Genomic DNA, 13,956 nt, shown 5'->3' on the forward strand with positions numbered 1-13,956 from the left:
GGCATGGTTAGTCATGCCTCCTGCGTTTCCCCAAGGGTTATATCCATGGATTGGCAGCTCGCTGCACCTACCGTGTTAGAAATTGTATTATGCGTTTTCATCCTTATACTTATCGTTGCTATAGGTGTAATTTACTCGCATGTATGTACACTTCGCGCCGCGCTAAATGATTGTGAAAATAAAAACGCAGAAGCTATTTTACGCGTAGAAGCCATAGCTAATAACGCCAATAATCAGCAAACTGAAGCGCAGGCAAGAACCCTTGTTATTACACGCCACCTGAAAGAACTAGAAGAAAAGCAAACCGATATTGAAAACCATGTTCGTGAGCTGAAGCTTCAAGACCCTTCACTGCGTCTATATCAACGTGCCGCGGAACTAGTGAAGCAAGGGGCAAGTATTGATGAAATCATTGAAGCGTGTGACATTCCGCGTGCCGAAGCTGAAATGTTGGTGATGGTGCACAAGCAACACAGCTAAAAACATTGGCAGAAGGTGATTAATCATTCCAATTCGTTTCTATCGACGAGAAAGTCCCTCCATTACGTTACTCAAAAAAACGTTTAGACGTCTAGACGTAAAGATGTTGACATATTCCCAGTTATAGACACAATACGGGTATTGTAATTTATCACTGGAGCCCTCTATGCCAATTCGTATTCCTGAGCAGTTACCCGCACAGAATGTACTACTAGGTGAAAACATTTTTACCATGGACATGGACAGGGCGGCTAACCAGGATATTCGTCCTCTTGAAGTGGGTATTTTAAATTTAATGCCGAATAAAATTGAGACAGAAGTGCAACTGCTGCGTCTGCTCTCAAACACGCCACTACAGATAAATGTGGATTTGATCCGCATAGACAACCAGGCGCCCAAGAATACACCCCAGTCGCACATGGACGCTTTCTACCATGACTTTTCGTCGGTGGTGAACAAAAAGTATGATGGCCTTATTGTTACCGGCGCCCCATTAGCGCTTATCGATTACGAAGAAGTGAAATACTGGGAAACCATGACCACTATTTTGGAGTGGGCGCAGCGCCACGTAAATTCGACGCTTTATCTGTGTTGGGCGGCCCATGCAGCCATGTATCACTTTTACGGCATTACCCGCGAACTGCGAGATGAAAAGTTTTCAGGGGTGTTTAAGCACAAAGTTAACGATCCAAATAATGAGTTATTAAGAGGCTTTGATCCGTCATTCTATGCCCCCCATTCACGCTACGGGCATATCGATACTTCGTTGTACAACAGTGTTGACGGGCTTAACGTGGTCGCAGAGTCTGATGAGGTAGGCGCCTATATTGTCGCCTCTGAAGACAAGCGCATGGTATTTGTTACCGGCCACCCAGAATACGACCCTGATACACTAAAAGACGAGTATTTACGCGACATTGCTGCCGGCCAAACACCGCCCATTCCGAAAAATTATTTTGAAGGAGACGACCCAGCCACGTCTCCCATTGTACAGTGGCGGTCGCACGGCAGCCTATTGTTTACAAACTGGCTGAATTATTATGTTTATCAGACCACGCCTTACGATTTAAGTCAGCTTGCTGAAAAGTCACAGCCAAAGAGGTAGCACGTGAGCAAAAATACAATATCTAGCGCGCAGACAACGCTTACAAAAGCCGCTAAAGAGCGCATTCTTATTCTTGATGGCGCTATGGGCACTATGATTCAGCGTCACAAATTAGAAGAAGATGATTACCGCGGAACACAGTTCTCAGATTGGCACTGTGACGTGAAAGGTAATAACGATATGCTGGTTATTACTCAGCCGGATATTATTTATCAAATTCACTGCGACTACTTCGAAGCAGGCGCTGATATCATTGAAACAAACACCTTTAACGCCACCACAATTGCTATGGCCGACTATGACATGCAGGCCCATTCGCGGGACATCAATGTGGCGGCGGCCAAGTTGGCCAGAAAAGCCGCTGACGAGTTTACTGCGAAAACGCCAAACAAACCGCGATTCGTGGCAGGCGTTTTAGGCCCAACAAATCGCACAGCCTCGATTTCGCCAGATGTAAATGACCCAGGTAAACGCAACGTAACGTTCGATGAACTTGTCGATGCGTACAGCGAGTCTACTGAGGCACTCATTGAAGGCGGCGTAGACTTAATTATGTTAGAAACTATTTTCGACACATTAAATGCCAAAGCCGCAGCCTATGCGGTGGAGTCGGTGTTTGAAAAGTTAGGTAAGTCTTTACCTGTTATGGTTTCAGGCACAATTACCGACGCTTCAGGGCGTACATTATCAGGGCAAACCGCCGAGGCATTTTATTATTCGATGCGTCACATTAGCCCGTTTTCTTTCGGGTTAAATTGCGCCCTTGGCCCCGACTTATTGCGTCAATACGTGGATGAAGTGGCGGCAATCAGTGAATGCTTTATTTCGGCACACCCCAATGCTGGTTTACCTAACGAATTTGGTGAGTACGATATGGAAGGGCCAGAAATGGCCGAGCACATTAAAGAATGGGCGCAATCAGGGCTTGTGAACATCGTAGGCGGTTGCTGCGGTAGTACGCCAGACCACATTCGCGAAATCGCCAATGCGGTAGCGGGTATAGCGCCACGTAACGTACCTGCATTTGAACCTAAAATGCGTTTGTCAGGCCTAGAGCCGTTTGTACACTAGGAGGGCATTATGAGCGCAGAATTTTCCACATTTATTAATATCGGTGAGCGCACCAACGTTACAGGTTCCGCTCGCTTTAAACGCCTTATTCTTGAAGGTGATTATGAAACCGCGCTTGATGTCGCTAGACAGCAGGTAGAAAACGGTGCCCAAATCATCGATATCAATATGGATGAGGCCATGCTTGATTCCAAGCAGGCTATGATCACCTTCTTAAACCTCATAGCTTCTGAGCCCGATATTAGCCGCGTACCCATCATGATTGATTCATCAAAATGGGAAGTGATAGAGGCGGGCCTTAAATGCGTACAGGGCAAAGCTATTGTTAACTCAATTAGCTTAAAAGAAGGGGAAGCGCTTTTTTTACATCAAGCTAAGCTCATTAAACGTTATGGTGCTGCAACCGTGGTTATGGCGTTCGACGAAACCGGTCAGGCCGACACCCAGGCCCGTAAAGTCGAGATTTGTCAGCGCAGCTATAAACTGCTGACTGAAGACATCGGTTTTCCGCCAGAAGATATTATTTTTGACCCCAACATTTTTGCTGTAGCTACAGGTATCGAGGAACATGATAACTACGCGGTGGACTTTATTGAAGCTACCCGCGAAATACGTAAAACCTGTCCGTACTCACATATCTCCGGCGGCCTATCTAATATCTCTTTCTCGTTCAGGGGTAATAACCCAGTACGAGAGGCCATGCATTCGGTATTTCTATATCACGCAATTCGTGCAGGTATGGATATGGCTATAGTTAATGCAGGCCAGTTAGAGGTATATGACGAAATTCCACCTGAACTTCGCGAAGCCGTTGAAGACGTGATTTTAAATCGCAGAAGTGATGCCACCGAGCGTTTGCTAGACATTGCACCTAACTATCAAGGCGACGGTAAGGCCGCAGTAAAAGAAGATTTAAGCTGGCGCGAACAAGACGTAAATAAGCGTTTAGAGCACGCCCTTGTAAAAGGGATCACCGACTATATCATCGACGACACCGAAGAGGCCCGACAACAGGCTGAACGTCCGCTACACGTTATTGAAGGGCCTTTAATGGACGGCATGAACGTAGTAGGTGATTTGTTCGGCGAAGGTAAGATGTTCTTACCTCAGGTCGTAAAGTCTGCCCGCGTAATGAAAAAAGCGGTAGCGCACTTACAGCCCTTCATCGAAGAAGAAAAATCAGACGATGCTAAGAGCAACGGTAAAATTCTACTAGCAACGGTAAAAGGCGACGTTCACGATATCGGTAAAAACATTGTAGGTGTGGTACTACAGTGTAATAACTTTGAAGTTATCGATTTAGGCGTGATGGTACCAGCCGCCACTATTTTGCAAACCGCCAAAGACGAAAACGTAGACATGATTGGCCTGTCGGGGCTGATTACCCCATCGCTTGACGAAATGGTGCATGTTGCGAAAGAAATGGAGCGTCAGGGTTTTGAAATTCCGCTGCTTATTGGTGGGGCAACCACGTCTAAAGCGCATACTGCCGTTAAAATTGAGCAAAATTACCACGCCCCTGTTTCCTACGTACCTAATGCCAGTCGAGCGGTGGGTGTTTGTCAGCGCTTACTTAATAAAGCGTCCCGTGACATCTACGCCAAAGAGTTAGCGAAAGAGTACGAAACAGTGCGCGAGCAGCATGCCCGTAAGAAGCCTCGCAGTAAGCCTGTCACGTTAGCGCAGGCTAGAGATAACGCGTTTAAGCCCGACTTTAACACGCTGCCTGTAAAACCTGCGACATTAGGTGTAACCCCTGTTACCGCTGATTTAGCGACACTGCGCAATTATATTGACTGGACACCGTTCTTTTTGACCTGGTCTTTAGCGGGTAAGTATCCTCGAATACTTAACGATGATGTAGTCGGTGAGCAGGCGCAGTCGTTGTTTAATGATGCCAACGCCATGCTAGATAAGATCATTGAAGACAATACGCTTCAAGCGAAAGGTGTTATAGGGCTATTCCCCGCCAATCGCGTGGGCGATGATGTAGAAATTTATAGCGATGAATCGCGCACAAAAGTAAGCGGAGTAGGCCACCACCTTCGTCAACAAACGTTTAAAGACAAGTTCGCTAACTATTGCTTAGCCGACTTTGTGGCTGAAAAGTCGAGCGATATTGAAGACTATGTAGGCGCTTTTGCGGTCACGGGGGGCATAGGTGAAGATGAGCTGGCTGATAGTTATATTCAAGCGGGTGACGACTACAATGGCATTATGGTAAAAGCCGTAGCCGACAGGTTAGCCGAAGCTTTTGCTGAATATCTTCATGAGCAGGTACGTAAACATTACTGGGGTTATGCAAAGGACGAAGCGCTAAGTAACGAAGCGCTCATTCGCGAAAAATATCAAGGTATTCGCCCGGCTCCAGGTTATGCAGCCTGCCCAGAACATACTGAAAAGCAGCTTATTTGGGATTTGTTGTCTGTTGAAGCGCATACGGGGATGAAGCTCACCGAAAGCTATGCGATGTGGCCCGGGGCGTCAGTTTCTGGTTGGTATTTCGCGCATCCTGACGCTAAGTATTTCGCGGTTGCTAAAATTCAAGGCGACCAAGTAGAAGACTACGCTAAGCGCAAAGGTTGGACGCTAGAAGAGGCCGAGAAGTGGCTTGGTCCTAACTTAAGTGACTAGCGTTTGCTAATAAACAGGTAAATAAACAGGTAAAAAAGATGCAATGCGAAAAGCCATTTAGCCAAGCCTGTGAAAATAACAAGCGCGCCATTTTAGGCGTGCTTGAACGCACGTTTGCGAATTGTAAGCAGGTGTTAGAAATAGGCAGTGGCACAGGTCAACATGCGGTGTTTTTTGCCGAACATTTACCCCATCTAATATGGCATACCAGCGACCAGCCTCAGTATCACTCGGGCGCACAAGCATGGCTTGCTGAGGCTAGTTTAGATAACATAAGCGCGCCCGTGGCGTTTACTGTGGGACGCGATGACTTTCCTCATATTGACGTCGACGGCGTGTTTACTGCGAATACTGCGCACATTATGCAAAAAGAAGAGGCAAAACTTCTGATGGAGTTGATTGCCTCGAACCTGCCGCAAAACGGTGTTTTTTGCCAATACGGCCCTTTTACTCACAGGGGTAAATTCACTTCACAAAGTAACCAAGCTTTCCACTTATCGCTGATAGAAAGAGGCTACGGCGGTTACCGAGATATTGACGAGCTTACCGCTTGGGCAGGCGAGTTGAGCTTAAAAGAAGTGATCGACATGCCCGCTAATAATCACATGCTCATTTGGCAAAAGCGCTAGATGGCATTAATCAAAGGAGTAGCTATGAGCTTTAAAGTAAACCATTATTTCGACAACAAAGTGAGCTCGATTGGGTTTGAGTCTGCGAACGGACGTTGTACATCAGGTGTTATGTCACCCGGTGAGTACACTTTCTCAACCTCACATAAAGAGCTAATGAAAGTGGTAGAAGGCGAGCTTGTTGTCAAGCTACCAAAAAGCGACGAGTGGCAATCTTTTGTAACCGGTACGAGCTTCAATGTGCCTGCCAATGTATCGTTTGATGTAAAAGTCTCTACACCCACCGCTTATCTTTGCTTCTACAGCTAACACCAATAAAGATAAAGGTGGCGCTGGGCTTGGCTGTTAGGCCGGCTCAGCCGAAACGTTCTCAAGGCTTATGCGCCTGAGACAACGCTATAAAATCGTCAACAAAGCCCAACACGTCTTGGGCTTTTCTATGCCCTAAATAAAGGGTTTTTGATACGCCTACCTCACCAAGTGAGCGATAAGTGAGCAGATCTCGCTCCTTCGATTCATCAATTAGCCACTTTGGCAGCGCTGTAACTCCACGCCCGGCCGCCACCATTTGCAGGATAATTTCTGTGGTTTCAATCGTTTTGTGTTGCCTAACTGTGCAGTTAGCCGGCGTAAGAAAGTGGGTGAATATATCTAGCCTGCTAAGTTCTACCGGATAGGTAATAAGCGTTTCGTTAGACAGATCTTGTGGCTTTATAAACGGCTTATCAGCGAGCGGGTGATGTTTGTCCATAGCCAGTACCTGCTCGTATTCAAACACCGGCGTATAAGCAATAGTATCAAGAGACAAAGGGTCGGGAGTTAGCAAAATATCTATGTCGTAGCCGTGTAGTGCTTGAAGACCGCCAAATGAAAAAGCGCGGCGAACGTCTACATCAACATCGGGGAACGCTTTTAAAAATGGTGCAACCACCTTTAAGAGCCACTCGAAGCAAGGGTAGCATTCCATTCCAATTCGCAAAATACCTTGTTTGCCATCGGCAAACCTACGCAACTGCGCCTCTGTGTGTTCAAACTGGGGCAAAACACGATGGGCCAAACCCAGCACACTTTGCCCCGCTTGTGTAAGCGTTAACCGTCGACCTTCTTTTTTCCAAAGAGGAACTTCAAAATGGGCTTCCAGTTTTTTCATTGCATGGCTTAACGCAGACTGCGTTAAAAAGAGTGATTTCGCCGCTTCGGTCATTGTGCCTTCGGCATCAATCGCTCTCACTATTCGTAAATGCTGTCTATCAATCATAATGTGTCACAACGATACTAACGGTTAAGGGCATGTTTGGGTGTATCATTCACAATCGTTACCGCATTGGAAAGACGAGTTTCAATGATTTCTTTAATGATAATTGAGATTTCCCTAAAAGTTTTTCTGCCCGGTGCTGTATTTCTCCACGCCAATGAATGCTGACGCTCAATAGGCATATCTGCAATTTCACACACGTGTAATGCCTCAGGTTTATGTAACTCAGAGTGAATATACAAGCCGGGAAGAAAGGCCACCCCCATTCCCATCACGACCATTTGGCGTAGTGTATCAAGGCTGGTACCTTCATAATCGCGCTGCAAATCTGCGCCAATTTCATCGCAAATACGTTGTACTTGATGGTGAAAGTGGTGACTGTCTTCCAAAGTCAGTACTTTTTCACCGGTTATTTCTTCTGGTCTAACGAACGCTTTACCTGTTAATTTGTGATCAGAAGGCGTCACAAACTTTAAAGGTTCTTTAAACAGCGGTTGCGTGATGAGCTGTGAATTTTCGCCAGAAAGGGGCGATAGAATAAGATCGTACTCCCCCCGCAATAAGCCGTGTTGCAGGGCGCTTGGTGCCCCTTCACGAACATAAAAACGCAGGCCAGGCTTGCGCTTGTGTAAATCGGGTAAAACAAACGGTAACAAATAAGGGCCAAGAGTAGGCGGGATCCCCAACCGGTATGTCACCACTTCACCTTCCGACAAGTCCCGGGCTATCTCGCTGAATCGCTGTGATGCTTGCAGCACCTCTTCTGCTGCGTCTAACAGCGCTTTACCCTGCGGCGATAATAAGGTTCCCGTGCGAGAACGCTCGAACAGCGTTAGTCCAAGGTGTGTTTCTAACGCATTAATTTGGCTGGTCAGCGTAGGCTGACTAATACCAAGAATTCCCGCAGCCTGCCTAAAGCTTAAATATTTCGCCACAGCCACAAAATAGCGGATTTGGTTAATTGACGGGCTTTTTCCGTTAAATTGCATGGTGTATTTACCCTTCTCTTACTAACCTTAGTAGTAGTGCTGTTTGTAGGGTGATAGTATTTAGCTATCGCGAGTTAGTATATTAAACTATTAATCTATCAGGTGAAACTGGCGTAATTACATAATCATTACAATTATTAAAAAATTGGGAGTTTTATATGGATCACGTTATCTCAGGTGTTGCTAAATTCCAAAAGGAAGTTTACCCGAATAAGAAAGCGACGTTTCAAAAGCTGGCTAACGGGCAAAATCCTGAAGTGCTTTTCATCACGTGTTCAGATTCACGTATTGACCCGAACCTAGTTACACAAACCGACCCAGGTGAACTTTTCATTTGTCGTAACGCGGGCAATATTGTTCCTCCGCACAGCAACCAAACAGGTGGAATGACAGCGTCTATTGAATTTGCAGTGGCTGCTTTGGGTGTTTCACATATTGTTGTGTGTGGTCACACTGACTGCGGCGCAATGAAAGGTGCGATTAACCCTGCTGGTCTAGACTCGCTACCTCATGTTAAAGAGTGGTTGGGCCATTGCCGTGTTGCCACAGACGTAGTTAAAGAGCGTTGTGGTCACGATGAACTTTCTATTGACGATTTAGAAGCGGTAACGAAAGAGAACGTAGTACAGCAGATTCAACACCTACGTACGCATCCTGCGGTAGCTGCAAAAATTGCAACCGGTCAGGTTAAACTTCACGGTTGGGTGTACAACATTGGCACTGGTGAGGTGCTTTATTATAACACCGAGTCGGGTGAGTTTGATGTCATGGACGAGTCTACTGCAGAAGCGCAACTTGCGCGCTCCGAATAAGGCTCATAACTATGGTGAAAATCAATTTTTCTAATTTACGTGGCGATTTTACCGGTGGTTTAACCGCCGGTATCGTTGCTTTGCCACTGGCGCTTGCACTTGGTGTAGCGTCAGGTCTTGGCCCGATGGCTGGCCTTTATGGTGCTATAGCCGTGGGCTTTTTTGCTGCACTTTTCGGCGGTACACCAGCGCAAATTTCAGGTCCTACGGGCCCGATGGTTGTTGTACTCGCAGGCCTTTTTGCAAGTCTATCCGGCGATACTAGCCTTATCTTTACCGCGGTAATATTGGCAGGTGTCTTCCAAATCGTATTCGGCGTACTTGGGGTAGGCCAGTATATTCGCTTGGTGCCGTATCCGGTGATTTCTGGTTTTATGTCAGGCATCGGTGCCATCATTATTATTCTGCAGTTAGGCAGACTGCTAGGCCACGAGCCTCCAGGCGGCACAATTGGTGCGCTATCGTATTTGCCTACAGCGCTTGCTGATATCGACTTTGCCACACTTGCTCTGGGCTTGGGTACTTTAGTTATTGCTTACAAGTGGCCTCCACAACTAGGAAAGTTTGTGCCTGGTGCACTTGCTGCGCTAATCATTGGCACCTTGGTAAGTCTAGCGCTATCTGTCCCTGTACTTGGCGATATTCCCACGGGCTTACCGAGCCTTCACCTTCCGGTGTTTGATCAAAGCAAAGCGCTACTTATTTTAGAAGCTGCTTTTATCCTTGCCGTACTTGGTGCAATTGATAGCCTATTAACCTCACTTGTCGCTGACAACATGACCCGAACTCGTCATGACAGTAACAAAGAGCTTATTGGCCAAGGTATTGGTAACACGTTTGCAGGCCTTATTGGCGGTATTGCTGGCGCAGGTGCAACCATGCGTACAGTGGTAAATATCCGCAGCGGTGGTAAGTACAACGTTTCAGGTATGGTTCACGCGTTGGTATTACTTGCCATTGTACTAGGTCTTAGTCCTCTAGCGGCGCAAATCCCTCATGCTGTTCTTGCCGGTATTTTGGTGAAAGTAGGTTTAGATATCATTGATTGGAGCTACTTAAAGCGTGCACACAAAGGCCCGCGTTGGGACTTCGGCTTGATGATTATGGTACTTGCCTTAACCGTATTCGTAGATTTAATCACAGCGGTAGGTGTCGGTGTAGTATTTGCGGCATTAGCTTATGTTAAGCAAATTGCTCAACTGCAAATTGAAGAACTCAAGAAGATCCCTGAGTCTTTAAATGACCCTAAGGAAAACGCGTTGCTTGAATCGCTAAAAGATAAAGTATCAATCTTTAGCTTCGGCGGCCCGTTAAGCTTTGGTGCAGCGGCTGATTTAGGTCACCACGTACGTGAGCGCGTGCGTCCGGGGGCTACCGTGACTATCCTTGATTTCTCTCGCGTACCGCTAATGGACGTGTCGGCTGCAATGGCGGTTGATACGGTAACTTCAGACGCATTAGCCGCGGGTCGTCAACTTGTTATTTGCGGTGCTAACGCAGAAGTTAACAAAGTGCTGGAGGGCGTAAATGAAGCGCATCCTGGTATTCCTAACTTCGACACGTTACATGACGCCTTGCTTTATGCAAAAAAGCAAGTAGACGGAACTGAAAGCGAACACACCAGTTTTCAAGCCGCAGCGCAGTCATAAAGTAAGAACAAGGTAAGATAATCCTTTCCCTTCTTTAGCCCTCCTTCGCGAGGGCTTTTTTTATGTCTTTTCGCTTATAAAACTTCAGATACTGTGTAGAAGCCTAAACATTGTTGTAATCTGTTTATTAATTGATTGTTCAATTAAACTTAACGCAACTGTAACAAATGCCCCCTATGGTAGTGGATAACAATTACACAACACTAATGGGAAATGCATGAAAACACACAACAAAATTTCGTTAGCCGTCCTCGCAGCCTTATCGTCAATGAGTGCGTCTTACCTCGTACACGCAGAGGAAGAGAGTGAAGCGACTAATGAACAACGCATAGAAGAGATTACCGTTGTAGGGCGAAGCGTTTCATATGCGAACAATGCGACTAGTGACGATATGTTCAAGCAGCAGGCTAACCTTAGCAGCGTTTTAGCTGCGGTTGATAACCTTCCAGGTGTCCTTATTAACGAAGGCGATACATTCGGTGCCGATGACTGGTCAACGTCTATTGTTATCCGTGGGTTTCAGGTAAATCTAAATGAACAACAGATTGGCATGACGGTAGACGGCATCGCCAACGGTAACTCTAACTATGGTGGTGGCGCAAAAGCGAATCGCTATATCGATACGGAAAACGTACAAGCGGTTGAAGTATCACAGGGTACCGCCGACATTGCCTCACGTTCTCACGAAGCATTAGGCGGGACACTTAACTTCACGACCATCGACCCTTCAATGGAACAAGGCTTGGTAACCAGCGTTACTGCAGGTGAGTTTGATGCGTCAAAGTATTATGTCCGTTATGAAACCGGCGAAATTTTTAAAGATACTTACGCATGGGTAAGCCTCTCTAGTCAGGAGAGCTCTGACTTTATGCAGCAAGCGGCAGAAAATACCCGTGACCACTTAGCCATGAAGTTTATTTCAACGGTGAACGATGTATCGCTTACCGGTTACCTGTCTTATGACGATACTCATGAAGACAATTATCAGCGCATTTACGGCCTAGCGCAATATGAGCAGAACCCCGATTGGGACCAGCTGACTGATGAGTGGACAGGTGTGCCATATCAAGATCAGGCTTACCGTCGCGGTTGGTCAACCCTGCGGGAAAACCTGTTCGCCTATCTTCAGGCAGAGTTCACTATCGGCCAAGTCGATTTTATGACCAACGTGTATTACCACGATAACGAAGGTCGCGGTGAATGGGTTCCGCCTTATATCGTAGATATTACCGATGATGGCACAGCGGGGCATTCTGAACTTGTAGTGGGCAACACGGTTTACGGTGGACAGGAGTTAGGACAAATCTATTTTGTAGATAGACAGGGCAATCAGTTAAGCCCCATTGAAGGGTGTCAAAGTTCGCTTACGTTCCCTTACGGGGGCGCTGGAGCACAATACGACCCGGGCTGTCATGAACAGGGCGCGATTCCAGTTGGTTCATATCGCCACACCCACTACGATAAAGAGCGTGTCGGGGTTAACGCTGACGCTGTGTGGTACACCAAAATTGGTGATTTTGATAACACAGTGCGCTTTGGTATTTGGTGGGAAGATTACGAGCGTGGCGAGTCTCGTGATTGGCATAAAATTACCAATTCATCTATCAGCGTAGACTACGATAATGTGCCTTACTGGGTGCAGTACGACAGAACCTTCCCTGTTGATACGTTAATGTATTATGTTGAAGACGAACTAGATGTTGGGTTTGCTCGCGTTCGCTTAGGTGCCAAGAAGTTTAACGTTGATATCGAGAAAAGCGATAACTTTGATGCTTCCAATAACCTTGCGGTAAATACCGATTCAGATACATTATTTTCAGCAGGTATCGTAGCGCCACTTCCTTACGAAGGACTTGAAGTTTTCGCAGGATATGGGGAAAACTTCGCCGCTATTAAAGATGCTCAGCTTGAGCGTAACGATACTGACCTTCGTTTTATCAAGCCGGAAACAGCAGACAATATTGATGTTGGCTTTCGTTATGCATCACCAGGTTTCAACGCTAGCGTGACCTATTACAATATTGAATTTAACGACCGCATTCAGTTCACCAGTAACGAAACGTCAGAAGGTATCGACTTTTTAGAAGCCGCCGCGGGTGGATATAAGAACGTAGGAGGTATTGAGTCTAGCGGTTTTGAAATCTCTGCTGACATTACACTTACGGAAACACTTTCACTGTTTACTTCAATAACGCTTAGTGAATCTGAGTATGTAGCAACCGTGGGAAGCTCGGGCACCCAGTACGATACCCTTGCCGAGGCTCAGGCCGCAATTGCCGACCCAGATAATGCCGAGGTGTCATTAGTGGCCATTGAAGACAACACGGTAATAGGCACACCAGATACTATGGCAGTAGTTAGCCTTGACTGGGCGCGCGATAACTACTTCGCCGGTCTTTCTACCAAGTACGTAGACAGCCGCTACCTCGATATCAACAATGCGGCGCAGGTAGATGATTATATCGTTAGCGACTTTTACATCGGCGGTTTTATCGAGAATATTGGCCCCGGTGTTGAAGAGCTTGAAGTACGCTTAACGGTGAACAATCTGTTCGACGAAGATTACGCTTCAACTATCGCCCCAGGCGCATTTTGGATAGGCGCGCCACGCGCTGTAGCAGTGAACGCACGCTTAACCTTCTAATCGTGATATCATGCCTTGGGCAGCGCACCGCTGCCCCAGGTTTATTATTTGATTTAAGGTTTGGAGTTGTAGCATGCCCAAGGTGGGAATGGAGCCAGTTCGTAAAAAGCAGTTAATTGAAGCAACGTTGGAGGTGATGGCAGAGGTTGGCTATCACGGTACGACAATCAGTCTAATAAGTAAAAGAGCAGGGCTTTCTTCAGGAATCATTAGTCATTACTTTGGCGATAAACAGGGGCTGATAGAGGCGACTATGCGCCACCTTCTCGAGGCACTAAAGATCACCAAGCGCATTGATGACCCACTTAAACGCATTGACTTCATCATAGAAAACAATTTTTCTCAAACGCAGGGCGCGAGTTCTGCAACCAATACGTGGTTTAACTTTTGGGCATTGTCACTTCACAACGAAGGCTTGCACCGCTTGCAATGTATAAACCACAAGCGCTTAGAGCGTAATCTCGCTTTCAGCTATCGCAAATTGCTTAAACCAGAACAAGTGAAAAACGCTGCGGCATCGACAGCTGCGTTGATTGACGGCTATTGGTTGCGTTATTCAATGGGAAGCGTAGGTAATGGCGACTTTACAGAAGAGGTTACTCGCTGTAAGCAATATGTGCGAGATCTAATTACTCAATACGCGAAGTAGTAATCGGATTCGTTAAGGTAGGGGACGTTTTTAGCAAGG

Annotated in this window: 12 protein-coding genes; 10 read left to right on the top strand and 2 right to left on the bottom strand. The window is 46.5% G+C overall.

Features of this window, described 5'->3' with window-relative positions; all coding sequences use genetic code 11:
- Positions 1-45 precede the first annotated feature (45 nt).
- The 6 genes from MADE_RS05570 (at position 46) to ppnP (ending at position 6,228) form a co-directional block, all read left to right on the top strand.
- Entirely contained in the window at positions 46-480 is a 435-nt protein-coding gene (locus tag MADE_RS05570) for a DUF2802 domain-containing protein (RefSeq protein WP_012517689.1), read from the top strand.
- Between the two features lie 166 nt (positions 481-646).
- A complete protein-coding gene (gene metA, locus MADE_RS05575; RefSeq protein ID WP_012517690.1) occupies positions 647-1,585 on the top strand; it encodes a homoserine O-acetyltransferase MetA in 939 nt (312 codons plus the stop codon).
- Positions 1,586-1,588: 3 nt separating this feature from the next.
- On the top strand, positions 1,589-2,656 hold the full coding sequence (locus tag MADE_RS05580) for a homocysteine S-methyltransferase family protein (protein ID WP_012517691.1): 1,068 nt from the start codon (positions 1,589-1,591) through the stop codon (positions 2,654-2,656).
- 9 nt (positions 2,657-2,665) lie between these two features.
- On the top strand, positions 2,666-5,290 hold the full coding sequence (gene metH, locus MADE_RS05585; protein ID WP_012517692.1) for a methionine synthase: 2,625 nt from the start codon (positions 2,666-2,668) through the stop codon (positions 5,288-5,290).
- Between the two features lie 38 nt (positions 5,291-5,328).
- Positions 5,329-5,919, top strand: coding sequence for a DUF938 domain-containing protein (locus MADE_RS05590; protein WP_012517693.1), 591 nt, complete (start codon positions 5,329-5,331; stop codon positions 5,917-5,919).
- A gap of 24 nt (positions 5,920-5,943) precedes the next feature.
- A complete protein-coding gene (gene ppnP / locus MADE_RS05595; protein WP_012517694.1) occupies positions 5,944-6,228 on the top strand; it encodes a pyrimidine/purine nucleoside phosphorylase in 285 nt (94 codons plus the stop codon).
- A 61-nt stretch (positions 6,229-6,289) separates the two neighbouring features.
- On the opposite strand, the gene MADE_RS05600 is transcribed toward ppnP, so the two are convergent.
- Together MADE_RS05600 and MADE_RS05605 are read right to left on the bottom strand one after the other, a co-directional pair.
- Positions 6,290-7,123, bottom strand: coding sequence for a LysR family transcriptional regulator (locus tag MADE_RS05600; RefSeq protein WP_012517695.1), 834 nt, complete (start codon positions 7,121-7,123; stop codon positions 6,290-6,292).
- Positions 7,124-7,194: 71 nt separating this feature from the next.
- Positions 7,195-8,163 (bottom strand): hydrogen peroxide-inducible genes activator, encoded by a 969-nt coding sequence (locus tag MADE_RS05605; RefSeq protein WP_012517696.1) that lies wholly within the window; start codon positions 8,161-8,163, stop codon positions 7,195-7,197.
- Between the two features lie 158 nt (positions 8,164-8,321).
- Between MADE_RS05605 and MADE_RS05610 the strand changes: the two genes are divergently transcribed.
- The 4 genes from MADE_RS05610 (at position 8,322) to betI (ending at position 13,917) form a co-directional block, all read left to right on the top strand.
- Positions 8,322-8,975, top strand: coding sequence for a carbonic anhydrase (locus MADE_RS05610; protein ID WP_012517697.1), 654 nt, complete (start codon positions 8,322-8,324; stop codon positions 8,973-8,975).
- Positions 8,976-8,986: 11 nt separating this feature from the next.
- A complete protein-coding gene (locus MADE_RS05615; RefSeq protein ID WP_012517698.1) occupies positions 8,987-10,624 on the top strand; it encodes a SulP family inorganic anion transporter in 1,638 nt (545 codons plus the stop codon).
- A gap of 217 nt (positions 10,625-10,841) precedes the next feature.
- Positions 10,842-13,268: a TonB-dependent receptor domain-containing protein gene (locus MADE_RS05620; RefSeq protein WP_012517699.1), complete on the top strand. Its 2,427-nt coding sequence runs from the start codon at positions 10,842-10,844 to the stop codon at positions 13,266-13,268.
- An 88-nt stretch (positions 13,269-13,356) separates the two neighbouring features.
- Positions 13,357-13,917, top strand: coding sequence for a transcriptional regulator BetI (gene betI, locus MADE_RS05625; RefSeq protein WP_012517700.1), 561 nt, complete (start codon positions 13,357-13,359; stop codon positions 13,915-13,917).
- Positions 13,918-13,956 lie beyond the last annotated feature (39 nt).

Origin of the sequence: Alteromonas mediterranea DE (assembly GCF_000020585.3) — a bacterium.
Classification (GTDB): domain Bacteria; phylum Pseudomonadota; class Gammaproteobacteria; order Enterobacterales; family Alteromonadaceae; genus Alteromonas; species Alteromonas mediterranea.

Excerpts from the sequence above, each read along its gene's own strand:
- MADE_RS05570 (WP_012517689.1), top strand. The coding sequence starts at position 46 with ATGGATTGGCAGCTCGCTGCACCTACCGTGTTAGAAATTGTATTATGC.
- metA (WP_012517690.1), top strand. The coding sequence starts at position 647 with ATGCCAATTCGTATTCCTGAGCAGTTACCCGCACAGAATGTACTACTA.
- metH (WP_012517692.1), top strand. The coding sequence starts at position 2,666 with ATGAGCGCAGAATTTTCCACATTTATTAATATCGGTGAGCGCACCAAC.
- MADE_RS05590 (WP_012517693.1), top strand. The coding sequence starts at position 5,329 with ATGCAATGCGAAAAGCCATTTAGCCAAGCCTGTGAAAATAACAAGCGC.
- ppnP (WP_012517694.1), top strand. The coding sequence starts at position 5,944 with ATGAGCTTTAAAGTAAACCATTATTTCGACAACAAAGTGAGCTCGATT.
- MADE_RS05600 (WP_012517695.1), bottom strand. The coding sequence starts at position 7,123 with ATGACCGAAGCGGCGAAATCACTCTTTTTAACGCAGTCTGCGTTAAGC.
- MADE_RS05605 (WP_012517696.1), bottom strand. The coding sequence starts at position 8,163 with ATGCAATTTAACGGAAAAAGCCCGTCAATTAACCAAATCCGCTATTTT.
- MADE_RS05610 (WP_012517697.1), top strand. The coding sequence starts at position 8,322 with ATGGATCACGTTATCTCAGGTGTTGCTAAATTCCAAAAGGAAGTTTAC.
- MADE_RS05615 (WP_012517698.1), top strand. The coding sequence starts at position 8,987 with ATGGTGAAAATCAATTTTTCTAATTTACGTGGCGATTTTACCGGTGGT.
- MADE_RS05620 (WP_012517699.1), top strand. The coding sequence starts at position 10,842 with ATGAAAACACACAACAAAATTTCGTTAGCCGTCCTCGCAGCCTTATCG.
- betI (WP_012517700.1), top strand. The coding sequence starts at position 13,357 with ATGGAGCCAGTTCGTAAAAAGCAGTTAATTGAAGCAACGTTGGAGGTG.